The following is a 26,763-nucleotide window of genomic DNA, read 5'->3' as shown; positions in this document are numbered from 1 at the left end:
CCACTTATGAGAGAGCACTGGATCATTGTTTTAAACCCGAAAGCTTATTTGCCACGGGCTTCGATAACGGCTTTAGCGACGTTACTAGGTGCTTCAGCATACTCCAGGAATTCCATGGAGTAAGAAGCACGGCCCTGAGTCTGAGAACGCAGGTCAGTAGCATAACCGAACATTTCAGACAACGGAACCTTGACGCGAACGGTTTTACCGGTAGCAGTATCTTCCATACCTTCGATGATACCACGACGACGGTTAAGGTCGCCCATTACGTCACCCATGTAATCTTCAGGGGTTTCGACTTCAACCTTCATGATTGGCTCAAGCAGAACTGGTTTAGCTCGTTTGAACCCTTCTTTAAAGGCGATAGAACCGGCTAATTTAAACGCCAATTCTGAGGAGTCAACGTCATGGTAAGAACCGTAGTGCAGACGGATTTTAACGTCAACAACCGGGTAACCAGCCAGAGGACCGGCTTTCAGTTGTTCCTGGATACCTTTATCAACAGCAGGGATGAACTCTTTAGGAATAGAACCACCAACGATTTCGTTGACGAATTCATACCCAACACCACCCGGTGGCAACGGAGACATGTCGATAACAACATGACCGTACTGACCACGACCGCCTGACTGCTTAGCATGCTTACCTTCCACGTCCTTAACGGTATCGCGGATAGTTTCACGGTATGCAACCTGAGGTTTACCAACGTTTGCTTCCACGTTAAATTCGCGGCGCATACGGTCAACCAGGATATCCAAGTGCAGCTCACCCATACCAGCGATGATAGTCTGACCAGATTCTTCGTCAGTCCAAACGCGGAATGATGGATCTTCTTTCGCCAGACGACCCAGAGCCATACCCATTTTTTCTTGGTCGGCTTTGGTTTTTGGTTCAACGGCAACAGAGATTACTGGCTCTGGGAACTCCATACGTTCCAAGATGATCGGATTAGTTGGATCACACAGAGTGTCACCCGTCGTCACATCTTTCAGACCGATCGCTGCTGCGATGTCGCCTGCACGAACTTCTTTGATCTCTTCACGTTTGTTGGCGTGCATCTGAACGATACGGCCCAGACGTTCACGCTGTGAACGTACTGAGTTCAACACTGTGTCACCGGAGTTAACAACACCAGAGTACACACGGAAGAACGTCAGGTTACCCACAAACGGGTCAGTAGCAATTTTGAATGCTAGTGCAGAGAACGGCTCTTTGTCGTCTGAGTGACGAACAGCCGGAGTATCTTTACCGTCGTCCAAAATACCGTTGATTGCTTCAACGTCAGTTGGTGCTGGCAGATAGTCGATAACTGCATCCAGCATTGCCTGTACGCCTTTGTTCTTAAACGCAGAACCACAGGTAACCAAGATGATTTCGTTGCGCAGAACGCGTTGACGCAAAGCTTTCTTGATTTCTTCCTCAGTCAGCTCTTCGCCGCCCAAGTATTTATCCATCAGCTCGTCAGATGCTTCTGCAGCAGATTCAACCAGATTCTGGTGCCATTCAGCAGCCAGCTCAGCCATATCAGCCGGGATCTCTTCGTATTCGAAGGTCACGCCCTGATCAGCTTCGTTCCAGTTGATCGCTTTCATTTTCACCAGGTCGATAATACCGGTGAATTTCTCTTCCGCGCCGATTGCCAGTTGCAATGGAACTGGATTCGCGCCCAGACGAGATTTAATCTGACCAACAACTTTCAGGAAGTTAGCACCCATGCGGTCCATTTTGTTAACGAACGCAATGCGTGGAACTTTATATTTGTTAGCCTGACGCCATACGGTTTCAGACTGTGGCTGAACACCACCAACTGCACAGTAAACCATTACCGCGCCATCAAGAACACGCATGGAACGTTCTACTTCGATAGTGAAGTCAACGTGCCCTGGGGTGTCAATGATGTTGACGTGATGTGGTTCGTACTGTTTAGCCATACCAGACCAGAAGCAGGTAGTAGCCGCAGAAGTAATGGTAATACCACGCTCCTGCTCCTGTTCCATCCAGTCCATGGTGGCTGCGCCGTCATGAACTTCACCGATCTTGTGGTTTACACCGGTGTAAAACAGGATACGTTCGGTAGTGGTTGTCTTACCGGCGTCGATGTGAGCGCTGATACCGATATTACGATAGCGCTCAATGGGTGTTTTACGAGCCATTTGATTCCTCTATTCCTAGGGCGTTCATTCGGTTAACCCATGCGGGTTGGCTTAAAGCGCCCGCATGGTTAGCATGACTACTGCGTGGTGATTACCAGCGGTAGTGCGCGAACGCCTTGTTAGCTTCGGCCATACGGTGAACGTCTTCACGTTTCTTAACAGCAGAACCTTTGTTCTCTGCTGCGTCAGACAGTTCATTCGCTAAGCGCAAAGCCATGGATTTATCACCGCGTTTACGAGCAGCATCAACGATCCAACGCATTGCCAAGGCATTACGACGAACCGGACGAACTTCAACTGGTACCTGATAAGTAGAACCACCAACGCGGCGAGACTTAACTTCGACAGTCGGGCGCACGTTGTCCAGAGCTACTTCGAAAGCTTCCAGAAAATCTTTACCAGAACGCTGAGCCAGGGTCTCCAGCGCGGTATAGACGATTGCTTCTGCAGTAGATTTCTTACCATCTACCATCAGGATATTTACAAATTTAGCCAGCAATTCAGATCCGAACTTAGGATCTGGTAAAATTTTACGCTGGCCAATTACACGACGACGTGGCATGGAAATACTCCGTTGTTAATTCAGGGTTGTCCAAAACTCTAAGAGTTTATTTTGACATTAATGTGAAAATGTTTGGCCTTACTTAACGGAGAACCATTAAGCCTTTGGCTTCTTCACGCCGTACTTAGAACGTGATTGCTTACGGTCTTTAACACCTGAGCAGTCAAGCGCGCCGCGAACGGTGTGGTAACGCACACCTGGCAAGTCTTTAACACGACCGCCACGGATCAGGATCACGGAGTGTTCCTGAAGGTTATGACCTTCACCGCCGATGTAGGAGGTGACTTCAAAACCGTTAGTTAAACGCACACGACAAACTTTACGCAGTGCGGAGTTAGGTTTTTTCGGGGTGGTTGTATATACGCGGGTACATACACCACGTTTCTGCGGGCATGCTTCCAGCGCAGGAACGTTGCTTTTAGCAACCTTCATGCTGCGTGGCTTGCGAACCAGCTGGTTAATCGTTGCCATTATTAAAAAAGCTCCTGGTTTTTTGCTTCGTAAACACGTGATAAATCCCCCTCGTTTGCACTACTGGCAGAGAACGAGGACGCAGAATTTTATGGCTGACTATCTAAGGTGTCAAGAAATATACAGCATTGACTGCATTACCATGCCAGTTGCTGCTGATGTTTTAGGGTCAAATCCACAAAGCGAGTATAACCGATTAGCATGATTTTGTCTGAAATTTGACCACCCAAGCCACGGGCAATAACGTCATCTTCCAACACAAATAGCGAAGCGGGGTTATTTAACAACAAGTTAAGACTTTCACTATTTTTTAAAACCGCCATCACTCCATTTTGCAGAAATAGAATTTCATCTTCCGATGTGACGAGTTTCAGCAATGCAGATAAATCGCAGTGATAAGGTGAATGACTGACGGTATACAGCATTATGGCTACCCAAATCTCATTAGAAAGTCAGTACAACATCATAATTTGCCAATTGGCGGCGTAAATTTACCGGAGATAACACCGCAACATCAAGTATCCAATCCGTCACTTCACTCAATCCACGCTGCTGTAATGAGGCTTCACAGATATAACAATTCTCAACATCGTACAGAGGTAAGACACCGAAAGTTGCAATATAGTTTCTGGAGAGAATTTTTTCTGGCTGCTGCTGTGGCAAAAGCTGCAAAACACCATCCGAAATAAAGAATACCCCGATGTCTTCACTCAAAGCAGAAGTTGCCAGCAAGGCATCTAACCCTTCCCGTCCCGCTGAATTACCATGCGGGCTTTGGGTGAAAACAAAAGCAACACTATTCTTACCATTCTCTGCCATTAAAATTGCACCATGCGGTCACAGGTTAATGCGGCTTCAGCCAGTGCACCTAGCCCACTCAAGGTAAAACCGGGTTGCAGATTTGCTCCCGCCAAATCGAGTTGGTCAGCTTCATTTTGGTCAGTAACACCACGGCGCAATGCCGCCGCCACACAAACATTTAGCTCAATCGAATGGTTAAGTGCGAGTTGCTGCCACGCCCGTACCAAATCAAATTCATCACTAGCAGGTGCAGTTAATTGGTTAGCATTCAAAACACCTTCGCGGTAGAAGAAAACACTAACCAAATTATGGCCTGAACTTATCAGTGCTTGGGCGAACTGATAGGCGCTGCTGGCCTGCTGGGTGCCATAGGCTGGGCCTGTGACCATCAGACAATATTTCGCCACCTTTGCCCCTGACATTAACGCTCGTGTCCCACGAGATCGCCACTTTTGAACTGGCGAATGTAAAGATAAACCGTGTGTTTGGAAATATTTAGTCGCTCAGCCACCTGATTAATTGCATCTTTGATATCAAAAATACCTTTCTCATACAGATTGAGAACAACCTGGCGGTTCTTCGCATTGTTAGACACATTGCGATCAGCATTAACTTCCTCAATAGTAAATTCCAGTGTTTGCGCCACCAAGTCATCGACCGATGAAGCAAAGTTTACTGAGGAAGCAACCTCCTGAGTTTCCGGCGGCATGAAAGTCTTAATGATTTGCGAGAAAGGCACATCCAGATTTATGTTAATACATAACAGGCCAATAGCGCGCTGGTCGCGGTTACGGATAGCGATAGTGACAGATTTCATCAGCACACCGCTTTTGGCGCGTGTGAAATAGGCTCTTGAAACACTGCTGTCTGCACCCGCCATATCATGCAGCATCCTCAGGGCCAAGTCGGTTATCGGCGAGCCAATTTGCCGGCCGGTGTGTTCGCCATTAGCAATTCTTACCGCAGAGTTTTTCAGGTCTTCCAGTGAATGCAGGACAATTTCACAGTGGTTGCCAATAAGCATCGCCAAGCCATCAACGATAGCTTCGTATGATTTGAGTATTTCATGGTCCGTCTGACTGAACGGACGTTCATCCAGTAAATCCAGTTCACTGGTTTCGCTACTGAGAAGCGAATTAGACATCGAAGACACCATCCTCTACATAAAGCCTGTCTCAATATCGTCGGCAGACTCATAACTCAAATATATCGAATTTTAAGTCTAGCAAATATGCCGAGATAAAATCCTTGCGTTTGCGCGTGATCTTGACGTTAAGCCCACAAACCATAAATCGTCAAGTTATCAACGAGCAGAAGGTAGATATACCGCAAAAAAAACCGCCACGACAATTATCGCGGCGGTTATAGCAGAACCGGGTACTAGGTTACGACAACAAAGGCGCTAAATTATTTTTTAGCTTTTGCGTCCGTAGCAGCAGGTTGTTCTTCTTGAGCGTCAGCTTTAGGTGCCGCTTTAACATCCAACAACTCTACATCAAATACCAGAGTAGAGTTGGCTGGAATGCCTGGGACGCCAGTTTTGCCGTAAGCTAACTCTGGTGGGATAACCAGAGTGACTTTGCCGCCTTTCTTGATTTGCTTCAGGCCTTCGGTCCAACCAGGGATAACACCATCAAGACGGAAAGACAGTGGCTCACCGCGTTTGTAAGAGTTATCAAACTCAGTACCATCGGTCAGAGTCCCTTTGTAGTTAACTACCACGGTATCACTGTCTTTTGGTGCTTCACCGGTACCGGCTTTCTCTACTTTGTACAGCAGGCCAGATTCAGTTTTCTTCACATCTTTTTCTTTAGCAAAAGTTTCGCGGTACTTAGCACCTTTATCGGCGTTTTCTTTAGCATCTTGCTCCATTTTGGCTTGAGCAGAAGCTTTCACGCGCGCTTCAAAACCTTGCAAGGTTTTTTCGATTTCTTCATCAGTCAGTTTACTTTTGCTCGCAAAAGCATCCTGTACGCCGGCGATCAACTGGTCTTTATCCAGTTTGATGCCCAATTTTTCTTGCTCTTTCAGGGAGTTATCCATATAACGCCCTAATGATGCACCTAATGCATATGCAGATTGCTGGTCATCATTCTTAAATGCGCTATTTGTCGTTGCAGCCGCATCAGCAGTTTTGGCTGTTTCAGCAGCAAAAGTCGCAGAAGTATTCAGGGTCAGCGCCATGGTGGTAGCCAGTAGCGTTACTTTAAACAGTGATTTCATCCATTTCTCCATTGGCTTAAGGACACTTACCCCAAGCAACGATTATAAGTGTGTCTTGTACTATAACTGTCTGTGCGAACACAAAACAATCTCTATGCAGATGCTATTAAGTGATATTAAGACTTTTTTTACTACAAGAAGTTTCGTTTTATCGATATCTTGACCCTCTCAGGGCAATCATGGGGTTTTACAGGTAGTATTGCCCGCCCTTGTTTTATGGCCGTCGAGCTGTTTTATGGCCGTCGAACGGAAAGTGATCAGAGGGTATGGTTTGCAGTCATAAGAGGATATTAAGATGGAACAATCCCTGTTTGAGCAACGGCTAGAAACGCTGGAGAGCCGTCTGGCATTTCAGGAAGTGACGATTGAAGAACTCAATTTGATCGTGACGGAGCACCAGATGGAAATAACCAAATTACGCGAACATCTGCGTTTATTGACCGATAAGCTGCGAGAGTCTCAGTCTTCCATGATGGCTTCACCAGCAGAAGAGCCGCCGCCGCCGCACTATTAGTCGCTCGCGTAATTGCAATTCGATTGACATAAATAGCAAAAAGCCAGCCGCAAGGCTGGCTTTTGACTGACCATATCAAATGTGAGTGACAGGTCAGATGTTAGTGACAGCCGCAGCCGCCGCCTTTACCACAACCGCCTTTACCATGTTCGTGACCTTGGTCACTTTCATCATGGCCGTGGCCACCGCAGCAACCGTCACCGTGTTCATGGTGATGATCATGCTCACCATGGACGTGACCATGCTGCAGTTCTTCTTCTGTTGCTTCACGGATAGCAACCACTTCAACGTGGAAGTTCAAATCCTGACCCGCCAGCATATGGTTACCATCAACCACAACGTGCTCGTCTTCAACAGCCGTGATTTCGACTGGCACTGGGCCTTGGTCGGTATCAGCCAGGAAACGCATGCCAACTTCCAACTCGTCAACGCCCATAAAGACGTCTTTCGGTACGCGCTGCACCAGATTCTCATCATAGCTGCCGTAACCTTCGTCGGCGTTTACACGCACGTCAAAGCTGTCGCCCGCTTCGTGGCCTTCGAGCGCTTTTTCCAAACCTGCGATCAGGGAACCGTGGCCGTGCAGGTAGTCCAACGGTGCGCTCACCGGAGACTCATCAACTAACACACCGTCTTCTGTACGCACCTGGTAAGCCAGGCTGACCACCAAGTCTTTTGCTACTTTCATGATATCTCCTACCCTTGGAACAAAAATTGGCACAGATTGTAGCGGAAATCTGCACCGCTGTACTCTTCAGCATAAAAAAACACGAAGAATAACGCTACTCTGGATCGAAAATTCCGATCACTTGTTCATTCTCACGGACATGCTGATTGACCTGTTCATCCGTCTGACGCTGATGGTGACCGCACTTAACACACTCTACCACTTCCACTTGATCTTCACGCCATAAAGCCAGCGTATCCAGTGCCTTACATTGAGGACAAACAGCCCCGGCGATGAATCTTTTACGTGTTGCTGTCTTGTTATTTGGCGGAATTGTTTTGTTATTTAGCGTAATAGACATCATTTTCTCCGGCATTATTCGTATTCATCCCACCCATCTAACTGCCGACTTTCATGCAGCATTTCTCGTTGGAAAATATCTTCCAGCTCACGGCGGGCTTCTTTAATTCTGGAAATTTGCGCGACATCCCCATGATGCTGCGGTACCAGTTCACGCAACATTCGCATGTCGAGACGGCGGAAATGTTGCTGTGCTCGGTAGGCCTGATGCGGATGCATCCCTAATTCCAGCAGTGTTTTTCGCCCCAACTCCAACGCACTGGAGAAAGTCTCGCGCGTAAAATCTTTAACCCCATTTTGCAGCAATTCATGCGCTTCAACACGCCCTCTGGCACGGGCCAGGATGTGCAAGTTGGGGAAATGTTGCTGGCACAAATGCACCAGCGTCATAGTGTCTTCCGGCTCGTTACAGGTGATCACGATAGCTTTGGCTTTTTCCGCTCCGGCAGCCCGCAACAGTTCTAGCTCGGTAGCATCGCCATAGTAAACTTTATAGCCGTATTTGCGCATCACACTGACGGCACTGACATCGCGCTCCAACACGGTAATGCGCATTTTGTTCGCCATCAGTAAGCGCCCAATCACCTGACCAAAACGCCCGAAGCCGACAATAATGACCTGCGGGTCATTATCTTCAACAAACGGCTTCTCGTCGCTCTCTTCCTGCGCGTTGTAACGGCGGATCAAAATGCGGTCAATCCCCTGCATCAAAAGCGGCGTGGTCATCATTGAAAGAGTGACCACCACCAGCAGCAATGCCAGTTGTTCAGCATCCAACACGTGCTGAGAGAATGCTGCGGAGAATAACACGAAAGCAAATTCGCCCCCTTGACTTAGCACTCCAGCAAATTGCAGCCGCACCGAACGGCGCAAGCCAAATGTCCGCGCCAAACCATATAGCACTGCGCCTTTGATGAAGACTAAGGCCAGAACCCCCAGCAGCACATCCAACAAGTGAGTAAACAAGACGCCGAGGTTCAAAGCCATCCCGACAGAGATGAAAAATAGCCCGAGCAGCAGCCCTTTAAAGGGTTCGATGGCAATTTCCAGCTCATGCTGGAATTCACTTTCAGCCAGTAATATCCCAGCGATAAAAGTCCCTAGCGCCATTGATAGGCCCAGAGCATCCATAAACAGCGCCGACCCCAATACCACCAGCAAAGCCGCAGCAGTGAAAACTTCCCGCACACCAGAGGCCACAATGTAGCGGAATAATGGGCGCAGCAAATAGCGGCCGCCAATCAGCATGCCAGCAAAAGCCGCGATTTTGATGCCAATCTTGACCCAATCATTCGCCGCCCCGCCGCCACCGGCCAAAATAGGAATCAGCGCCAAGGCGGGGATCACCGCCATATCCTGAAACAGCAAAACCGAGAAACCGAGCTGGCCGCCTTCATTGCGGTTCATGCCCTTTTCCCGCATCAGCTGCAATGCCATCGCGGTTGAAGACATCGCCAAACCGACACCGCCAATCACCGCCGCCTGCCAGGCAAAATGGCTAAAGTAGAGCAATGCCCCCAGCACCGCTGCGGTTATCACCACCTGACCCGCACCAACGCCAAAAATAGAGCGCCGCAACTGCCAAAGCTTGGCCGGATTCAATTCCAAGCCAATGATAAACATCAGGAAAACAACACCCAACTCGGAGAAATGGAGTATTTCGTCGACATCACGAATAAAGCCCAATCCCCAAGGGCCAATGGCGATACCCGCAATCAAATAGCCCAAAACCGCCCCAATACCGAGGCGCTGGGCAATGGGAACCGCCACCACAGCGGCAAATAAAAATAATAAAATCGCGGTCAGTAGCGCCGAGCTTTCCATATTCAAAGCCCTCCGGTCGGTAGCGGTGACTGCAACCACTGCCCATAAGCTTGCGCATGACTGGCCAGGACTTCCGGCTTCTGCCGCCGTGCCCAGTAAATAATCATCGGATTCATCCAATGCATATGGCACATAGCTGCCGTCAATTCGAAAGGCCGCAAAATATCTTCCATCGGGTAGCGGTTATAGCCGCCAACGCGATAGGCTCCTTCTGGCTCGCCGGTGGTTATCACCGAACGCCAGTATTTACCGGTCAAAGCATGCCCCCCGACCCCATTAGCAAAGCCACGCGCCAGCACCCGATCCAGCCACTCTTTCAGTAACGCCGGGCAACTGTAAGTATAAAGAGGATGTTGAAAGACAATAATTTGATGCTCACGTAGCAATTGCTGCTCATGGTGAATATCAATAAAGAAATCCGGATAATGTGCATATAAATCGTGCACAGTGACATGCTCTAGCTGCTGCACCGGTTGCAGTAAAACCCGGTTAGCCACCGAGTCCTGTGATTCCGGATGGGCATACAGCAGCAAAACCTTGGGTGGCTGCGACATCATTCCCCTCCAAAGCGTCGTCAGGGTCCGGTTTTTCCGTTACCATGCTTCGCAAAGACCAAAAAATAGGGCGCTAAACACCCTGTTCAACCTCACATAATGACAATTTAACATACGGCACTCTATGATTGTTTTTTCCTCACTACAAATTCGACGTGGTACTCGTGTCTTGCTGGACAACGCAACAGCAACGATTAACCCTGGGCAAAAGGTCGGGCTGGTCGGCAAAAACGGCTGTGGTAAATCCACTCTGCTGGCGTTGCTCAAAGGCGAACTCAGCGCCGATGGGGGCAATGCCACTTTTCCCAGTAACTGGGCGCTGGCTTGGGTCAATCAAGAGACCCCCGCTCTGGATGTGCCGGCGATAGAGTATGTTATCGACGGCGATCGCGAATATCGTCAGTTAGAGGCCGAACTTCAGGCCGCCAATGAAAAAAATGACGGCCATGCCATTGCTACCGTGCATGGCAAACTCGATGCCATTGACGCCTGGACCATTCAGTCGCGTGCAGCCAGTTTGCTGCACGGGCTGGGCTTTTCTCAAGAGCAATTACAGCAGCCGGTGCGTTCATTTTCCGGCGGCTGGCGGATGCGCCTTAACTTGGCGCAAGCACTGGTTTGCCGCTCTGATTTGCTGTTGCTGGATGAACCGACCAACCATTTAGATTTGGATGCAGTGATCTGGCTGGAAAAATGGCTGAAAAGCTACCCTGGCACACTGGTGCTGATTTCCCATGACCGCGATTTCCTTGATCCTATTATTGATAAAATTCTGCATATTGAACAGCAGACTCTGAATGAATACACCGGTAACTATTCATCTTTCGAACGCCAGCGCGCCACCAAGCTGTCGCAGCAACAATCGATGTATCAGAATCAGCAAGAAAAAGTCGCGCATCTGAAAAGTTATATTGACCGTTTTCGTGCCCAAGCGACCAAAGCCAAGCAAGCCCAAAGCCGTATTAAAATGCTTGAGCGGATGGAGCTGATTGCACCGGCCCATGTGGATAATCCATTCCACTTCAGTTTCCGCACACCGGAAAGCTTGCCAGACCCCCTGTTGCGGATGGACAAAGTCAGCGCCGGTTATGGCGACCGCACTATTTTAGAATCCATCAAGCTCAATCTGGTGCCGGGCTCGCGCATCGGCCTGCTAGGCCGCAATGGTGCGGGTAAATCTACTTTAATCAAACTGTTAGCAGGGACACTGGAACCACAAAGTGGTGAAATCGGTCTGTCCAAAGGGATTAAACTGGGTTACTTCGCCCAGCATCAGCTTGAATTCTTACGAGCAGATGAATCTCCGCTGCAACATATGAGCCGCCTGGCCCCTAAGGAGCCGGAGCAGCAGTTGCGCGATTATCTCGGTGGCTACGGTTTTCAGGGGGATCAGGTTACCGACCCTACCGCTCGCTTCTCCGGTGGTGAAAAAGCGCGGCTGGTATTGGCGCTGATTATCTGGCAGCGCCCTAACCTGTTGCTGCTGGATGAACCGACTAACCATCTGGATCTTGATATGCGCCAGGCATTGACCGAAGCCTTAATTGATTTCGAAGGCGCATTGGTGGTGGTGTCCCATGATCGTCACTTATTAAGGTCTACTACTGATGACCTTTACCTGGTACACGATGGTAAAGTGGAGCAGTTCGACGGCGATCTGGAGGATTATCAACAGTTTCTGGTGGATGTACAGCGCCAGCAAAACCAGCAAGATAACCCCGGCAAAGAGTTATCCGGCAACAGCGCACAACAACGCAAAGACCAAAAACGCCGCGATGCTGAGTTCCGCAGCCAAACCCAGCCTTTGCGTAAGCAAATTATGATGCTGGAAAAACAGATGGATAAACTCAGTACCGAATTAGCAGCAGTTGAGGAGCAACTCGCTGATTCCGCGCTGTACGACATAGCTCGCAAGAGCGATCTCACCCAATGCTTACAACAGCAGACGCAGGTGAAATCCAAGCTGGAAGAAACTGAGATGCATTGGTTGGATGCACAAGAGCAGTTGGAGAATATCACCAAGCAATTTGAAGCGGGGTAACCCGCTTTTCAAAAAAGACCTATATTAAGGATAATAAGGTTATGAATAAAAAGGATATTACCGTCATAGTGCCGGTATTTAATTGTATGCCGTACCTCAAGGAGCTGCTCGACTCATTATGGAATCAGTTTTGTCCATCATTAGAGATTATTCTTGGGGTCAGGTACTGAGTGGTAAACAATGGATTATTGGGAGTGTTGAGCGCAATGAGTGGCTACATACATTATGTCTGGCTGCAACTGATTCGCCGTGATCTTATTCAAACCCATCAGCTCGCACCAATCCCAGTTCAATCACTCACTCCCATTCAACTCAAGATCTCTTGCTTCGGGCGAACAGCTATATCAATATTATCAAAGGATTAGTTGATATCGCTGACGCGGCAGAGCCAAACTTACGCCGTGCTTTGCTCCGCCATGCTAACCAAGAGAGCGGCCATTTTTTAGGGCTGATGCGCAAAAGATTGCCCACCTCACCGGAACGCAGCGTACTCGCCACCAAGTTCTGTCAATTGAAGTTACACTCAGCCCTGTTCCGTGGCATTGGTAACAAACATGAGTTCTGGCGGGCACTACGTTGCACACTGACTATCACGCGTTATGCATGGCAAAAACATTCATTACATAAATAGATATTAAATTGATGTTTATTTTTGTTATTGCTCAGAGGATTTTAATGTCTAATAAGGCATAAAACTATTTCTGGGGAAAGTATCAATGCAGCGCATTTTGGTCATCCGAATTGATTTCCTTGGCGATATGATCTGCACCACTGCTTTTTTACATGCACTAAAACAGCGGTGGCCTGCAGCTGAGATTCATGTCTTAGCGAACAAATACAACCGGGCAGCACTGGCACGCAACCCTGATGTCAGTGCAGTACACACTTACGTTTACAGCAAACAATGTGAACGAAATCAGCAGCCTGGCAGACTTAAAAGCCTTCTTGATCGCTTGGCCTTGATTTGGCAATTACGGCGTTTGCGTTTTGATTTGCTGGTAATTCCTAATGGCGGCATGAATAAAAATAGTATTCAGTTCGCCAAGCAACTTAATGTGGCCGATAGCCGCTGGCATACTCCTGTCAGTGAGTTTGATGACCGCAATCCTGACCATGTTGTTAACCGGCCGATACGCCACGAAGCACTCTCCGGTTTCGCACTGGTGCCAGAATTAGAGCAAATTGATACTGAAGCAGTGAAACTGCATATCTATCCTGATCCTGAATTGCAGGCGAAATGGCAGACAGAACTCGGTGAAAAAAAGCGGCCACGGGTCGGTTTTTTTGTTTCTAACAAAGCCCCGCAACGGCGTTGGAGTTGGGAGAAGTGGCAACAGTTGGCGCTGAAACTCAGTGATCAGGCTGATATCATCATTCTTTATGACCCTCAAGAGCCACCGAGTGAGCAACAGTTGGCAAGTATCGCAGCTCGCCCTTTGTTAACCCCTTCGGTTGATGAGTTTGTGGCCGCAGCCAGCCAGTTGGATGTGGTGATTTCCGCCGACAGTGCGCCGGTACATATCAGTTCAGCACTGCAAATCCCGGTGGTGGCTTTGTTTGAATCCCGACCAGAGAAATATCTGCGTTGGTATCCGCTAACCCGCCACATATTGCTGCACGCCGGCCCGCAGGTCGAAGACATCACCGTCGATGCCGTCGAAACTGCCGCTCGCACCCTGTTGGTTGACGCGCCGTCACTGCTGGAACCTACTGAGGCCGGAACACCGGCTTATCCCCGAGAATCGTCGCTCGGTGCATAATCCGCCGCTGTGGTAAATAATCCGCATTGGCATAGTGTTGGGTGACGCGGTTATCCCAGATAGCCACGTCATCCTGCTGCCAGCGCCAGCGCACCTGAAACTCGGGTTTTGTGGTGTGGGCAAACAGAAAACGCAGTAGCGCATCACTCTCTTTATCACTCAAATCAATAATTCGGGTAGTGAATCCTTCATTGACGAATAATGCCTGACGCCCACTCACCGGATGGGTGCGCACCACCGGATGGAGCAACGGCGGATTTTTCTCTTTTGCCAACAACCAGCGCTGATGATCTTCCGGCGTAGCGCGGTGTTTGTGCTCCGGAAAAGAATGAGTGAAATCATGCTCCGCCTGTAACCCCGCCAATAGCTGCTTAAACGGCGCGGAAAGGGCTTCATAAGCCGCAATCCCACTGCTCCATAACGTATCGCCGCCGGTTGTCGGCAACTGCTTGGCCGCCAGAATCGCGCCCAATGGCGGATTTTCGATAAACGTCACGTCAGTGTGCCAGTTGTCATTATCCGGTGGGTTATCATCGTGCGTGTCCAACACAATGATTTCTTCACACTCTTTAGCATGAGGGTAAACCGGGTGAATATGTAAATCGCCAAAGCGCCCGGCTAACTCGCGTTGCTGTAGAGGGGTAATCGGCTGATTGCGGAAAAACAGCACTTGATGCTTGAGCAAAGCATGATAAAGCTGCTCAAACTGGCTGTCTCCCAATGGGCGGGCGATATTAATATTCTCAACCAACGCCCCAATATATGGCCCCAACGGGGTCACGACCAAACGTTCATTCATTGCTGTGCTCCATACCAAGGCGTTAACCGGCGCTGAATCGCCCGCAAACTTAATTCCATCCCAAAGGCGATAATAGCAATCACACTGATGCCGGCAATCACCACGTCAGTCGCAAGAAACTCACCGGCGGATTGCACCATAAAGCCCAAACCCCGGGTGGCGGCGATTAACTCGGCGGCCACTAATGTTGACCAACCGACCCCCAAACCAATGCGGATACCGGTTAGGATTTCCGGTAATGCGCTGGGCAAGATAACAAACCATAAAACCTGCCAGCGGCTGGCTCCTAGTGCGCGGGCGGCTCTTACGCGCACCTGCGCTACACTGCGCACCCCGGCCACGGCGGCCAAGGTGATCGGCGCGAAGATAGCCAGATAAATCAGCAGGATTTTTGAAGTCTCGCCAATACCAAACCAAATCACCATCAGCGGCAAATAGGCTAACGGCGGCACTGGGCGATAAATCTCAATCAGCGGGTCCAGCACCGCGCGCACCCGAGTGCTGAGGCCCATGGCGATCCCCGTCGGCACCCCCAGCGCCACGGCGGCGAACAGGGCAATTAAAATGCGCCCCAAACTAGCCGCCAAATGCTGCCATAGCGTGGCATCCATAAACCCCTGCGGGCTGGCAATCACTAATAATTGATGCAAAACCTGCTGCGGCGCGGGCAAAAACAGTGGGCTGATAAGCCCAAGCGCGGTGACTGCCCACCACAGCGCCACCACACTCGCCAACGTCGCGATACTGAGCCACACCCCTTTATTACCCGGTAAAAAACTACCCAGTAAAAAACTGCCCGGTAAAAAACTGCCAGGGAAACGGCGGGTGGGTTTTTGAGTGGGCAAAGATACTGGGCGCAAATTGGCTTCGCGCACTGTACTGTCGCGTATGGTGCTGTCGCGTATGGTATTGTGCAGACTCATATCAGGGCCTCCCGCTGTTGGAAGACTTTACCTAGCACGTATTCACGGCGGGCGATAAATTCAGGATCAGATTTAATGCTGCGGCAAGCTTCACCGTCGGCATAGCGCTGACCAAAGTTCAGTGATAACCGCCCGACCACCTGCCCCGGCCCCGGCGACAGTAGCAATAACTCACTGGCCAAAAATACCGCCTCTTCAATATCGTGCGTAATCAATAGAATTTGCTTGCCAGTATCACGCCAAATCGTCAGCAACAACTCTTGCATCTGTTCGCGAGTGAAAGCATCCAGTGCGCCAAACGGCTCATCGAGCAGCAATAAACGCGGGTCAACCGCCAGTGCACGGGCAATCCCGACTCGCTGGCGCATGCCACCGGAAAGCTGCCAAATAAAGTGATGTTCAAAACCGGCTAACCCGACCCGATGAAGCATTTTCAGCGCGGTTGCCCGCCGCTGGGATTGACTTAGCCCCGCCAGTTGCAAGCCAAACTCGACATTACTGACCACATCGCGCCACGGCAGTAAACCCTCATGCTGGAACACCACTCCCCGCTCGGCACTGGGGCCGTGAACCGGAATATCATCCAGAGTGATGCTGCCAGCTGAAGGCTCCATAAACCCGGCAATCAAATTCAACAAGGTGGTTTTGCCGCAGCCCGATGGCCCCAATACCACGACTAACTGTCCGGATGCGATTTGTAATGACACATCCTGTAAAGCCGGTTTGCCCTGATATTCAGCCCACAGGCCGCTGACGTTTAGCATAATAACTCCTAGGACTGCGGTGCCGCCTGAACCGCTTTCACAAAGCGGTCAGTGACGAAATCATGATAATCACTGGCCACTTGCGGGATCTTACCTTGCTCTTTGAGGAACGCGGCAGTATCGCGGATAGCCTGATCCACTGGCTGGCCCAGCTGTGTTATCTGTTCAGCCACCGGCAGATAGGTATTGCCCTTCACCAACTCCGGCACTTGCTCGGCGGGTACGCCACTTAAGCGCGCAAGCTGTTTCAAATTTTCTGAGCTTTTAAGCCATTGATCCGGTTGGGCCAAATAAGCTCCTTGGGCAGCTAATGCACTGCGAGCAAAGGCGGTCACCACTTCGGGATGTGCTTGGGCGAAATCTTTGCGCACCACCCAAACATCCAGAGTTGGCGCGCCCCATTGACCCACTTGCGCGGAATCCGTCAGCACCGTGCCAGTTTTGGCTAATTCGTTTACGGCGGGTGCCCAAACATACGCGCCATCAATATCACCGCGTTGCCACGCTGCGGCGATAGCCGGTGGCTGTAAGTTCAGAATCGTGACTTGATCCGGCTTGATGCCCCAATGCTTCAGAGCCGCCAGTAGACTGTAATGAGTGGTGGAGATAAACGGCACAGCAATGCGTTTCCCAATTAAATCTTGCGGGGTTTTGATCTCTTTTTTGACGACTAATGCTTCCGAGCTACCCAACTGTGAGGCCAGCAAGAAAACCTCAATCGGGACATTCTGACTGGCCGCAACCGCCAATGGGCTGGAGCCGATATTCCCGATCTGCACATCACCCGAGGCCAGCGCCCTGACCACACTGGAGCCGCTATCAAATTTGCGCCAATCGACCTTAGCACCGGAAAGCTTGGCAAAACTGTTATCCGCCTGAGCAACCTTGGCCGGTTCGGCAGAAGTTTGGTAGGCCACCGTCACATCGACAGCATGCGCACTGGCCGCCACCAATGACAGAGCCAACAGCGCGCTACTGGGCCGTAAGAAGCCGCGAATGGCGGCGGCAATGTTTGCAGAAGATAAACGTGCAGAAGATAAGCTTGTAGAAGATAGGATTACCGCCATGGTTCACTCCGCTCGGTTAACAATGTCATTCGCTATTATTGCGACCTTTAGCGCACAGGGGCGCTGAGATGACAGTGATACCTGAAGGCGGAATGGAGACAAAGGAATAAAAAATTATTCTTTATTCCTTTATGTGATAACAAATTAACTCACGAGCGGATCATTATCTACAACAAATAGTTAACTAAAGGGATAATTCGCCTTTGAGGAAAATGCGAGATTCACCGGAGATAACCGTGCGATCTCCGGCTAACGTGCAGAATAACTCGCCACCTCGCGCCGATATCTGGCGAGCATGGAGGGACGACCTGCCCAACCGAGCCGCCCAATAGGGCATTAATGTGCAATGGGCCGATCCAGTCACCGGGTCTTCATTGCTGCTCAGGGTAAAGTAGCGCGAAACAAAATCGACCTCATCACCCGGCGCCGTCACAATGACACCACGGCCAGCGAAAGCAATGAGCGCAGCAATATCCGGCTGTAATTGCTGAACCTGTTGCTCATTCTCCAGCACTACCAGCAGAGATTTTGCTTGCCATACTTGTTGAATATCAACAGCTAGCAAGGTTTTCAACTGCACCGAAATCGCGATTTTCTCTGGCGGCAATGTGGGGAAGTTCAGCGACAACCGACTGAAGTTATCGGCATCGCGTTTGACATGTAAATCACCGCTGGCGCTACGAAAACAGATATCGTGCAAACCGGGATTAATCACATTGAACATCACATGCGCCGCCGCCAAGGTGCCGTGACCGCATAAATCCACTTCACGTTCGGGCGTAAACCACCGAATTGCCGATTTATCCCCTTCGTCCCAGACAAAACTGGTTTCCGGTAAATTGATTTCAGCGGCGATACGCTGCATTTTTTCTGCCGACAGTGGCTTTTTCAGTAAATACACCCCAGCCGGGTTACCGGATAACCCGCTGCCGATAAACGCATCAACATGGAAATAGTTGTAAGCCATCAATAGCTCCCATGATCGTACTCTAAATAATTCGAGTTGCAGGCCGGCGGCAATTGAGTAAATCCCCCGGAGTCTACTGACTTTAAGGTCAACAACCAGTAAGTGACTGGGGTGACAAATCGGCCGCGAACCGAGTCATAAAAACAGCCAACGCGCATGCAGCTTGCAGTATGACGAGTATTGTCAGTGCCAAATAAATCAGTGCCAAATAAGTAGTACACAGGCCGCTGTCAGCAACCCCATCGAGATATTAAAAGTAAACCAGGCCCGGCGGCTGCGCAGCAAACGGCCAATCAAAGTACCAAAACCCAGCCAAATAATACCGGCCACCAGATTCACCATAAACATGCCAAGGCTTATCATTAAGATGGAATGATTATAAGCCGCACCCGCCATACTGAAACTGGCGACTGACCCTAATCCCATCAGCCAGGCTTTTGGGTTAAGGAACTGCAATAGCCAACCCTGATACAATCGCAGCGGTTTTGGCGGGACGACATTGGTTTCTAATTTTTCATAGGCCGAAGTGGCAATTTTCCATGCCAACCACAGCAGATAAAGACTGCCGAGAATTTTCAGGATTAAATGCAGGGAGGGATAAACTAATATCAGGCCGCCGACACCAAATGCCACCAGCAACAGCATACTCTGCATGCCCAACATAATGCCTAACATCAACCAGATAGAGCGCATAAAACCGAAGTTGGCCCCGGCTGAGGTTAATAACATATTGTTTGGGCCAGGGGTAATTGCAGCAACCCAGAGAAAACCTACCATTGAAAGAAATAAACTCAGTTCCATGAGACGGGTGCCTCTCACCCAAAATGATGCGCGATATACCCATGAAGCTAACAGTGTGCTATTGATCACACAAGAGCAATGACATGATTTCCATTCACCATATGCATGAAATATTTCGTCCGCTGGCCGGTGCCAGTAACCCACATCTACAAACGCTGCTGCCCCGTTTGGTCAGGCGGCGCGTACAACTGCAACCTTTTTGGCAACGGCTGGAACTGCCCGATGGGGATTTTGTCGATCTGGCCTGGAGTGAAAACCCTGAGCTGGCGCGCGATAAGCCCAGAGTGGTGCTATTCCATGGGCTGGAAGGAAATTTTTATAGCCCTTATGCCCATGGGTTACTGCGCGCCTGGCAAGACCGAGGGTGGCTGGGTGTGGTGATGCATTTTCGCGGATGCAGTGGTGAGCCAAATCGCAAGTCACGCATTTATCACTCCGGTGAAACAGAGGATGCCCGCTTTTTTCTGCGCTGGTTGCGGGAAAGTTATGGTCAGGTGCCCACCGCCGCGGTTGGCATCTCTTTAGGGGGCAATATGTTGGCCCTCTATTTAGCTGAACAAGGGCAGTTAGCTCAACAAGAGCAACAGAGTTTATTAGAGGCAGCCGTGGTGGTTTCTGCACCGCTGATGCTAGAACCTTGTGCTGACCGCATGGAGCAAGGTTTCTCTCGGGTTTATCAGCGCTATTTGTTGAACCAACTCAAATTAAATGCCACCCGTAAGCTACTGCATTACCCCGGCAGCCTGCCGTTGGATCTGACTCAATTGAAAGGACTGCGGCGAATCAGAGAGTTTGATGATGTTATAACGGCTAGAATACATGGCTTCAATGATGCGTTGGATTATTATCGGCGTTGTAGCGCTTTACCTAAGTTGTCACAAATTAAGACGCCGCTACTTATCATTCATGCCAAAGATGATCCATTCATGACCGCCGAGGTTATCCCGAATCTCAACGAGTTACCGGACAATATTGATTATCAGCTCACAGAGCACGGCGGCCATGTCGGTTTTGTCGGCGGCTCCTTAAAACACCCACAAATGTGGCTGGAACAACGTATTCCAGCCTGGCTTTCCCCCTATTTGGAGCAATCATCATGATGATCCCTTGGCAACAAGTCGACAGTGAAACACTGGATAATCTGCTGGAAGCCTTTGTGCTACGTGAAGGCACAGATTACGGCGAGCATGAGCGCTCATTGACCCAAAAAGTCGAAGACGTCCGCCGTCAGTTGGTCAGTGGTGGGGCGGTTTTGGTCTGGTCCGAGTTACACGAGACCATCAATATTATGCCGCGCGGTGCATTTCGAGCCGGTGCCGAAGAGTTGCCATAATCCTCGCCGGATCACGACACTCGCCGAGTAAAATCAGAGTGACAAGCCGGACAATTTGCCCTAAAAATAGCCCTTAGCCCTAAAAAAATCAGCCATTAGCGCTAAAAAACAGCCAATTTCAGCCTGTCCACTGAGGATCTAACCCCATGGAGTTACAGCTAATATGTCAACTAAACATCCGGTTATAGCCGTCACCGGCTCAAGTGGCGCAGGGACGACGACAACCAGCCTGGCGTTTCGCAAAATTTTTCAGCAATTGAATATTCGCGCGGCGCAAATTGAGGGCGATAGCTTCCACCGCTATACCCGCCCAGAAATGGATACCGTCATCCGTAAGGCACGGGATCAAGGGCGTCATATCAGCTATTTTGGCCCAGAAGCCAATGACTTTGGTCAGTTAGAAGACAGTGTGGAAGAGTACGGCAAAAATGGCTCGGGGCGTTCACGTAAGTATTTGCACACTTATGATGAAGCTGTACCTTATAACCAAATTCCGGGCACTTTCACCCCTTGGGAGGCGCTGCCAGAACCCACCGATGTATTATTTTATGAAGGGCTGCACGGCGGAGTCGTGACCGAGCATCATGATGTGGCAAAACATGTAGATTTACTGGTCGGCGTGGTGCCCATCGTCAACCTGGAGTGGATTCAAAAATTAGTCCGGGATACCGGTGAGCGCGGCCATTCCCGTGAGGCGGTGATGGATTCCGTGGTGCGCTCCATGGACGATTACATTAGCTACATTACGCCGCAGTTCTCGCGCACCCACATTAACTTTCAGCGCGTGCCGACCGTCGATACCTCAAACCCATTTGCTGCTAAAGCCATTCCCTCACTGGATGAAAGTTTTGTTGTCATTCATTTCCGAGGTTTGGACCAAATCGATTTCCCCTACTTATTGGCAATGCTGCAAGGGTCTTTTATTTCCAATATCAACACGTTGGTTGTCCCCGGCGGGAAGATGGGGCTGGCAATGGAGCTGATTATGGCCCCGCTGGTGCAGCAATTGCTGGAAGGCAAGAAGATCGGATAATTCTTCTGTCTTGGAGCTGCAGGTAGGCGGTTAGCAACTCTGCAGCTGCAAGGGCGAAGGATTTATTTAGGCGATTTCGCGGATCTCAAAACTGTGGGTAATAGTCGCCGCTTTCCCTAACATCAAAGAAACCGAGCAATATTTCTCTGCTGAAAGCTCAACTGCACGCTCAACAATTTTATCAGTCAACCCTTTGCCGCTGACAATAAAATGCAGGTTAATTTGGGTAAACAGGCGCGGTGCTTCTTCCCGGCGCTGCGAGGTTAATGTCACTTCGCAATCGCGCACATCGTTGCGCCCCTTTTGCAAAATGGAAACGACATCAATTGCGCTACAGCCCCCCGCCGACATTAACAACATTTCCATCGGGCTAGGGGCTTTATCTCCTGCATTTCCATCCATTAAAACTTGATGACCAGATGCGGATTCACCTAAAAATGTCAGCCCTTCAACCCACTTTACACGTGCTTGCATAACTCATGCTCCCGGTTAAATTTTCTCATTCAGACTACCCTTTCATTTACAAACTGGCAATGTAACCCGATGTTCATCATGCTGAAGCGATACAACACAAGACACCGACCTCATCCTGTGCTACAAACAGAACCGAAAGTGTTGTATTTAGAATTAAATAGGGTAGCTTCTCAATACTCAGTGAAGGGTTTCTACTCGGTACGCATCTTGGCTATACCTTTCGGCAGTTGAGCAAATTAATATGCTAAATGAAAGTGTATTTTATAAGCACGCCGTACAGGGAACTCTGAGCCCTGTTAAGTTAGGCTGCGATAACAACAGAGGATAACAGCGAATGGTTCTCGGCAAGCCACAAACAGACCCGACTCTCGAATGGTTCCTGCCTCATTGCCATATCCACAAATATCCATCGAAAAGTACGCTAATTCACCAAGGTGAAAAAGCCGAAACGCTTTACTACATCGTGAAAGGCTCCGTTGCGGTGCTTATCAAAGATGAAGAAGGTAAAGAGATGATTCTCTCCTATTTAAACCAGGGAGATTTCATCGGCGAGCTTGGATTATTTGAAGAAGGCCAAGAACGTAGTGCTTGGGTTAGGGCAAAAACCGCCTGTGAAGTGGCTGAAATTTCTTACAAAAAATTCCGTCAGCTGATTCAGGTTAATCCAGATATCTTGATGCGCCTGTCGTCACAAATGGCGAATCGCTTACAGATAACATCTGAGAAAGTGGGTAACCTCGCCTTCCTGGATGCCACTGGGCGCATTGCACAAACGCTGCTTAATCTGGCAAAACAACCGGATGCCATGACCCACCCAGATGGGATGCAGATAAAGATTACCCGCCAGGAAATTGGTCAAATAGTTGGCTGTTCCCGCGAAACTGTGGGGCGGATACTAAAAATGCTAGAAGATCAAAATCTGATCTCCGCGCATGGTAAAACGATTGTCGTTTACGGCACTCGTTAATTCCCTATAAACTGGTGCCGATACCCTCGGCACCAGTTTTCTTCTATACCCGTTATACTTCAAGCTGCATGTGTGTTGGCTGCTTTCACTACTCGGCCCGTCCATGGGCCTCGCCTCTGCGAGGCCGCTGCAAGCAGCGTTCAAATCTGCTCCCAGCAGATTTGTCACCCCAGTCACTTACTGGTCGTTGACCTTAAAGTAAGTAGATTCTTGGGGACTCGCTCAATTGCCGCCTTCTGGGTATATGTTATGTAATTAATAAATCTCTGGGGCCTATATGAATTGGCAACGGCTTATTTATCATCCTGAAGTCAATTATGCACTCCGCCAGACACTTGTTCTCTGCTTGCCGGCGGCATTGGGGTTCGCGATAGGCGAATTGCGGTTGGGGTTGATGTTCTCCCTGATACCCGCCTGCTGTAATATTGCAGCGCTAGATACCCCCCATCAACATTTCTTCCAGCGACTGATTGTCGGCGGGGCTATCTTTACTTTCAGTAGTTTTCTGACTCAACAACTGCTGCTGTGGGATATTCCATTACCTGCGGTGATGCTTGGCTTGGCATTAATATTGGGTGTCAGTGGCGCTATCAGCCAGCTCAATGGCCGCCTGCTCCCCGCCGCACTTATCGCCGCTATTTTTAGCCTCAGCATGGTAGGCCGTACGCCTATCTGGCAAGCGCCATTGATGTGTGCCGTGGGGACTCTCTGGTATGGCCTATTTACCTGGCTATGGTTCCGGTTATGTAAAGACCAGCCGATCCGTGAGCCATTGAGTCAGCTTTATCATTTGTTGGCCGATTATTGTGATGCTAAATACAGTTTGTTGGGTCAACATGTGGCGCTAGAAAAGGCAATACCGCCGTTGCTTGACCGGCAACAAGGTATAATGGACAAGATTAATCAGATTTATCAGCAATTTAACTTGATAGACAATGCCACTAAAAAAGAGCGGAAACGGCTATTGAACTTGTTTCAGATGGCGCTCGATTTACAGGAACACATCACCGCGGCAGTGAGTCAGTCAGAAAAAACGCAAGAGTTAATTGACCAAAGCCCGATAGAGAAAGTCCTTAAGCGCAATATGCAGGTTATCTCGACGCAAATGCGCACCATCGCCGATGATATTCTCTATCATCACCGAGCGAAAAATCATTTCAGTGCAGATGATGCGCTGGTCGAACTGGAAGAGATTGCCCAGCAGCATCCGGATAACCCAGCGGCACAATTCTTCTATTACCATATCAGCCATGTTACCCAAATCCTGAGCGACCAACGCCCGCAGTATGAACGCGCTTTGATGTCCAGCCAGCTATCTCAGCCGTTCTGGCCAGCACTCACCAGCTATTTATCTTTTAAATCCAGTGCCTTGCGGAATGCCGCTCGCCTTGGCGTCACTTTGGCCGCCGGCAGTTACATCGGTACCTTGATTCATCTGCCTAAACCTTATTGGATTTTGCTCACCGTGATGCTGGTCACACAAAACGGCTATAACGCCACTAAAATTCGAATTCATCACCGCGCCCTTGGCACCCTGATTGGGCTGTTACTCGCGGCAGCTTTGCTGCATTTTCAAATGCCGGAAGGCACCACGCTAAGCATTATGTTGCTTATCACCCTGGGGGCCTATCTGGTTCAACGCAAAAACTATGGCTGGTCGGTCATTCTCAGAACCATCACTACGGTCTATATCTTGCAGTTATTGACCGGCGAAGGTGCGGACTTTTTAATCCCGCGATTGTTAGATACGTTAATCGGCTGTGCATTGGCCTTTGCCAGTACATTGTGGCTATGGCCGCAGTGGCAAAGCGGTTTACTGCGTAAAAATGCGCATCAAACGCTGGAAAGTTATCAGAGAATCCTGCGCATCCTGTTGAAACCTAATCCGAATATTGAGCAACTGTCGTTTGAGCGCATCCACGTGAACAAAGCCAGCAACGCCGTCCTCAGTTCACTGAAAGAAGCTATGCAGGAGCCGGGGTTCAACTCAGAATATCTGGCGGACATGCGTCTGTGGGCCACCCATAGCGAACTTATTGTCGGGAATATCAATGAGATGACTATACTGACGCGGGCTTATCCATTGGCAGAGTCACCGGCAGAATCAGATAAACACCACATTCAGCTGACGGTTAGGTTGGCGGAAGAGTATTTACAGCTCTGTGAAATGGCGATTCAACAATGTCAGCAACGGCTAGAGTCAGATACCCGTGAGGGGAATAACGATTTTGTTCAAATGCCAGATAGAGATACTGATACGCAAATCTCTGAACTTGAACGTAATTTACGGCGTATTTTGTCTCATTTGAGTGTGATGCATACCGTTTCATCGCTGGCATGGCAGCAACAGCCGCACCACGGTATTTGGCGTAGCCGGAAACTGCGGGGGACGGCATCGTAAAAAGGAGAGGCAAAAAACCTCTCCACAATCCGTTGACAAAAATACGATTTAACCTTTGACCAGGCTGGCAACCGCCCTTTCTAAACGCGCCATACCTTGCTGGATATCTTCGGGTTCAATCACCAACGAAGGCGCTAACCGTAATACATCTGGCCCGGCATTAAGAATCATTAAACCATTCGCTGCTGCTGCCGTCAGGAACTCCCGCGAGCGACCATGATATTGCGGCGTTAATTGTGCCCCTATCAGTAGCCCCATGCCGCGGATGTCATCAAACACCTGATACTTACTGTTAATCTCTTGCAAAGCCTGCACAAACAGGCCGTGGCGCTGTTCAATGCCATCAAGTACCTCTGGGGTATTAATCACATCCAGCGCGGCCTCTGCGACCGCACAGGCCAGTGGGTTCCCCCCATAGGTAGTGCCGTGGGTTCCTACCGCCATCACCGAGGCAATTTCTTCAGTCGTCAGCATCGCGCTGACCGGGAACCCGCCGCCTAACGCTTTAGCCGTGGTGAGGATATCTGGCGTCACGCCGTAGTGCATATAAGTAAACAGCTTACCACTGCGCCCCATACCGCTTTGCACTTCATCAAACACCAGCAGCGCTTTGTGTTGATCACACAGCGCGCGCACACCTTGCAGAAACTCTGGTGTCGCGGAGGTAATGCCCCCTTCCCCTTGAATAGGTTCCAGCACCACCGCACAAGTGTGGTCGTCCATGACCGCTTTTACCGCAGCCAGGTCATTAAACGGCACATGGATAATATCGGCCGGTTTCGGGCCAAAACCATCGGAGTACTTGGGTTGCCCACCGACCGATACAGTAAACAGCGTGCGACCATGGAATGCATTATGGAAAGCAATGATTTTAGTTTTATACGGGCTGTGGCGTTCAATAGCGTAATGACGGGCTAACTTAAATGCCGCCTCATTCGCCTCGCCACCGGAATTGGCAAAAAAAACGCGGTCAGCAAAGGTCGCCGCAATCAGTTTTTGTGCTAAACGCAGGGCGGGTTCATTGGTGAATACATTACTGGTATGCCATAACATGTCACCTTGCTGATGTAATGCCGCCACCAGCGCCGGATGGCAATGACCGAGTGCTGTAACCGCAATTCCACCTGCAAAATCAATGTATTCCGTGCCTTGTTGATCCCACACGCGGCTACCTTTCCCTTTGACCGGAATAAACTGCGCGGGTGCATAAACAGGCAAAATAACCTGGTCGAATGTACTGCGAGTCACTGCTAATTTATCTGCCATTGCACTGTCCAATCTGAGAAAATATTGAGCCGCCAATT

Annotated in this window: 28 protein-coding genes and 1 pseudogene; 9 read left to right on the top strand and 20 right to left on the bottom strand. The window is 49.7% G+C overall.

Annotation, left to right across the window (positions count from 1 at the left end; all coding sequences use genetic code 11):
- Positions 1 to 44: 44 nt before the first annotated feature.
- The 8 genes from fusA to fkpA all read right to left on the bottom strand — a co-directional run bounded on the left by fusA (position 45) and on the right by fkpA (position 6,210).
- Positions 45 to 2,153: an elongation factor G gene (gene fusA / locus OP863_RS01225; RefSeq protein ID WP_038637115.1), complete on the bottom strand. Its 2,109-nt coding sequence runs from the start codon at positions 2,151 to 2,153 to the stop codon at positions 45 to 47.
- A gap of 91 nt (positions 2,154 to 2,244) precedes the next feature.
- Positions 2,245 to 2,715: a 30S ribosomal protein S7 gene (rpsG, locus tag OP863_RS01220; protein ID WP_002212324.1), complete on the bottom strand. Its 471-nt coding sequence runs from the start codon at positions 2,713 to 2,715 to the stop codon at positions 2,245 to 2,247.
- 96 nt (positions 2,716 to 2,811) lie between these two features.
- The gene (rpsL, locus tag OP863_RS01215; RefSeq protein WP_002212323.1) at positions 2,812 to 3,186 is read right to left on the bottom strand and encodes a 30S ribosomal protein S12; all 375 of its coding nucleotides are present in this window, start codon (positions 3,184 to 3,186) and stop codon (positions 2,812 to 2,814) included.
- Positions 3,187 to 3,323: 137 nt separating this feature from the next.
- Positions 3,324 to 3,611, bottom strand: coding sequence for a sulfurtransferase complex subunit TusB (gene tusB, locus OP863_RS01210; protein WP_038637117.1), 288 nt, complete (start codon positions 3,609 to 3,611; stop codon positions 3,324 to 3,326).
- A gap of 19 nt (positions 3,612 to 3,630) precedes the next feature.
- A complete protein-coding gene (gene tusC, locus OP863_RS01205) occupies positions 3,631 to 4,005 on the bottom strand; it encodes a sulfurtransferase complex subunit TusC (RefSeq protein WP_038637119.1) in 375 nt (124 codons plus the stop codon).
- Positions 4,005 to 4,409 carry a sulfurtransferase complex subunit TusD gene (tusD, locus tag OP863_RS01200; RefSeq protein WP_038637122.1) on the bottom strand — a complete coding sequence of 135 codons (405 nt, stop codon included), beginning with the start codon at positions 4,407 to 4,409 and terminating at the stop codon, positions 4,005 to 4,007. The genes tusC and tusD overlap by 1 nt, the downstream gene beginning before the upstream one ends.
- Positions 4,409 to 5,131: a helix-turn-helix transcriptional regulator gene (locus tag OP863_RS01195; protein ID WP_038637124.1), complete on the bottom strand. Its 723-nt coding sequence runs from the start codon at positions 5,129 to 5,131 to the stop codon at positions 4,409 to 4,411. The genes tusD and OP863_RS01195 overlap by 1 nt, the downstream gene beginning before the upstream one ends.
- 263 nt (positions 5,132 to 5,394) lie before the next feature.
- Positions 5,395 to 6,210 carry an FKBP-type peptidyl-prolyl cis-trans isomerase gene (fkpA, locus tag OP863_RS01190; RefSeq protein WP_038637126.1) on the bottom strand — a complete coding sequence of 272 codons (816 nt, stop codon included), beginning with the start codon at positions 6,208 to 6,210 and terminating at the stop codon, positions 5,395 to 5,397.
- A 295-nt stretch (positions 6,211 to 6,505) separates the two neighbouring features.
- Between fkpA and OP863_RS01185 the strand changes: the two genes are divergently transcribed.
- On the top strand, positions 6,506 to 6,724 hold the full coding sequence (locus OP863_RS01185) for a SlyX family protein (RefSeq protein ID WP_004391440.1): 219 nt from the start codon (positions 6,506 to 6,508) through the stop codon (positions 6,722 to 6,724).
- A 100-nt stretch (positions 6,725 to 6,824) separates the two neighbouring features.
- Here OP863_RS01185 and slyD read toward each other — a convergent pair whose 3' ends face one another.
- The 4 genes from slyD to kefG form a co-directional block, all read right to left on the bottom strand.
- Positions 6,825 to 7,412: a peptidylprolyl isomerase gene (slyD, locus tag OP863_RS01180; protein WP_038637128.1), complete on the bottom strand. Its 588-nt coding sequence runs from the start codon at positions 7,410 to 7,412 to the stop codon at positions 6,825 to 6,827.
- A gap of 94 nt (positions 7,413 to 7,506) precedes the next feature.
- Positions 7,507 to 7,752 carry a YheV family putative zinc ribbon protein gene (locus tag OP863_RS01175; protein ID WP_042562659.1) on the bottom strand — a complete coding sequence of 82 codons (246 nt, stop codon included), beginning with the start codon at positions 7,750 to 7,752 and terminating at the stop codon, positions 7,507 to 7,509.
- A gap of 14 nt (positions 7,753 to 7,766) precedes the next feature.
- Positions 7,767 to 9,575 carry a glutathione-regulated potassium-efflux system protein KefB gene (gene kefB, locus OP863_RS01170; RefSeq protein ID WP_038637131.1) on the bottom strand — a complete coding sequence of 603 codons (1,809 nt, stop codon included), beginning with the start codon at positions 9,573 to 9,575 and terminating at the stop codon, positions 7,767 to 7,769.
- Between the two features lie 2 nt (positions 9,576 to 9,577).
- Positions 9,578 to 10,129 carry a glutathione-regulated potassium-efflux system ancillary protein KefG gene (gene kefG / locus OP863_RS01165; protein ID WP_038637134.1) on the bottom strand — a complete coding sequence of 184 codons (552 nt, stop codon included), beginning with the start codon at positions 10,127 to 10,129 and terminating at the stop codon, positions 9,578 to 9,580.
- A gap of 124 nt (positions 10,130 to 10,253) precedes the next feature.
- On the opposite strand from kefG, the gene OP863_RS01160 reads away from it, so the two are divergent.
- The 3 genes and pseudogenes from OP863_RS01160 to OP863_RS01145 all read left to right on the top strand — a co-directional run bounded on the left by OP863_RS01160 (position 10,254) and on the right by OP863_RS01145 (position 13,930).
- Complete coding sequence (locus OP863_RS01160) at positions 10,254 to 12,170, top strand: ABC transporter ATP-binding protein (RefSeq protein ID WP_145591582.1); 1,917 nt, start codon at positions 10,254 to 10,256, stop codon at positions 12,168 to 12,170.
- 154 nt (positions 12,171 to 12,324) lie between these two features.
- A pseudogene (locus OP863_RS19940) lies at positions 12,325 to 12,801 on the top strand (glycosyl transferase); the annotation flags it as partial.
- 85 nt (positions 12,802 to 12,886) lie between these two features.
- Entirely contained in the window at positions 12,887 to 13,930 is a 1,044-nt protein-coding gene (locus OP863_RS01145; RefSeq protein WP_265525800.1) for a glycosyltransferase family 9 protein, read from the top strand.
- Here the strand turns inward: OP863_RS01145 and tauD are convergent.
- The 6 genes from tauD to OP863_RS01115 form a co-directional block, all read right to left on the bottom strand.
- Entirely contained in the window at positions 13,878 to 14,729 is an 852-nt protein-coding gene (gene tauD, locus OP863_RS01140) for a taurine dioxygenase (RefSeq protein WP_145587977.1), read from the bottom strand. The genes OP863_RS01145 and tauD overlap by 53 nt on opposite strands.
- Complete coding sequence (gene tauC, locus OP863_RS01135; protein WP_265525799.1) at positions 14,726 to 15,652, bottom strand: taurine ABC transporter permease TauC; 927 nt, start codon at positions 15,650 to 15,652, stop codon at positions 14,726 to 14,728. Before tauC ends, tauD begins: the two co-directional genes overlap by 4 nt.
- Entirely contained in the window at positions 15,649 to 16,416 is a 768-nt protein-coding gene (gene tauB / locus OP863_RS01130; RefSeq protein WP_265525798.1) for a taurine ABC transporter ATP-binding subunit, read from the bottom strand. Before tauB ends, tauC begins: the two co-directional genes overlap by 4 nt.
- An 8-nt stretch (positions 16,417 to 16,424) precedes the next feature.
- Positions 16,425 to 17,483 carry a taurine ABC transporter substrate-binding protein gene (gene tauA, locus OP863_RS01125; RefSeq protein WP_265525797.1) on the bottom strand — a complete coding sequence of 353 codons (1,059 nt, stop codon included), beginning with the start codon at positions 17,481 to 17,483 and terminating at the stop codon, positions 16,425 to 16,427.
- Positions 17,484 to 17,667: 184 nt separating this feature from the next.
- On the bottom strand, positions 17,668 to 18,450 hold the full coding sequence (locus OP863_RS01120) for a PhzF family phenazine biosynthesis protein (RefSeq protein ID WP_265525796.1): 783 nt from the start codon (positions 18,448 to 18,450) through the stop codon (positions 17,668 to 17,670).
- 198 nt (positions 18,451 to 18,648) lie between these two features.
- Positions 18,649 to 19,251, bottom strand: a complete 603-nt coding sequence (locus OP863_RS01115) for a LysE family translocator (protein ID WP_050291820.1) — start codon at positions 19,249 to 19,251, stop codon at positions 18,649 to 18,651.
- A 101-nt stretch (positions 19,252 to 19,352) separates the two neighbouring features.
- Between OP863_RS01115 and OP863_RS01110 the strand changes: the two genes are divergently transcribed.
- The 3 genes from OP863_RS01110 to OP863_RS01100 all read left to right on the top strand — a co-directional run bounded on the left by OP863_RS01110 (position 19,353) and on the right by OP863_RS01100 (position 21,617).
- Entirely contained in the window at positions 19,353 to 20,351 is a 999-nt protein-coding gene (locus OP863_RS01110) for a hydrolase (protein ID WP_265526304.1), read from the top strand.
- Positions 20,348 to 20,584 carry a YheU family protein gene (locus tag OP863_RS01105; RefSeq protein WP_265525795.1) on the top strand — a complete coding sequence of 79 codons (237 nt, stop codon included), beginning with the start codon at positions 20,348 to 20,350 and terminating at the stop codon, positions 20,582 to 20,584. Before OP863_RS01110 ends, OP863_RS01105 begins: the two co-directional genes overlap by 4 nt.
- Before the next feature lie 163 nt (positions 20,585 to 20,747).
- A complete protein-coding gene (locus tag OP863_RS01100; protein WP_038637163.1) occupies positions 20,748 to 21,617 on the top strand; it encodes a phosphoribulokinase in 870 nt (289 codons plus the stop codon).
- Between the two features lie 66 nt (positions 21,618 to 21,683).
- On the opposite strand, the gene OP863_RS01095 is transcribed toward OP863_RS01100, so the two are convergent.
- Positions 21,684 to 22,091 (bottom strand): OsmC family protein, encoded by a 408-nt coding sequence (locus OP863_RS01095; protein ID WP_004875129.1) that lies wholly within the window; start codon positions 22,089 to 22,091, stop codon positions 21,684 to 21,686.
- A gap of 334 nt (positions 22,092 to 22,425) precedes the next feature.
- On the opposite strand from OP863_RS01095, the gene crp reads away from it, so the two are divergent.
- Entirely contained in the window at positions 22,426 to 23,058 is a 633-nt protein-coding gene (gene crp, locus OP863_RS01090; protein ID WP_265525794.1) for a cAMP-activated global transcriptional regulator CRP, read from the top strand.
- A 277-nt stretch (positions 23,059 to 23,335) separates the two neighbouring features.
- On the top strand, positions 23,336 to 25,459 hold the full coding sequence (locus tag OP863_RS01085) for a YccS/YhfK family putative transporter (protein ID WP_145591577.1): 2,124 nt from the start codon (positions 23,336 to 23,338) through the stop codon (positions 25,457 to 25,459).
- A gap of 48 nt (positions 25,460 to 25,507) precedes the next feature.
- On the opposite strand, the gene argD is transcribed toward OP863_RS01085, so the two are convergent.
- On the bottom strand, positions 25,508 to 26,725 hold the full coding sequence (gene argD, locus OP863_RS01080; RefSeq protein WP_265525793.1) for a bifunctional acetylornithine/succinyldiaminopimelate transaminase: 1,218 nt from the start codon (positions 26,723 to 26,725) through the stop codon (positions 25,508 to 25,510).
- Between the last annotated feature and the right edge of the window lie 38 nt (positions 26,726 to 26,763).

Origin of the sequence: Yersinia sp. SCPM-O-B-9106 (C-191) (genome assembly GCF_026183365.1) — a bacterium.
Lineage (GTDB): Bacteria > Pseudomonadota > Gammaproteobacteria > Enterobacterales > Enterobacteriaceae > Yersinia > Yersinia rochesterensis.
This window is presented reverse-complemented; position numbering and strand designations above follow the sequence as displayed.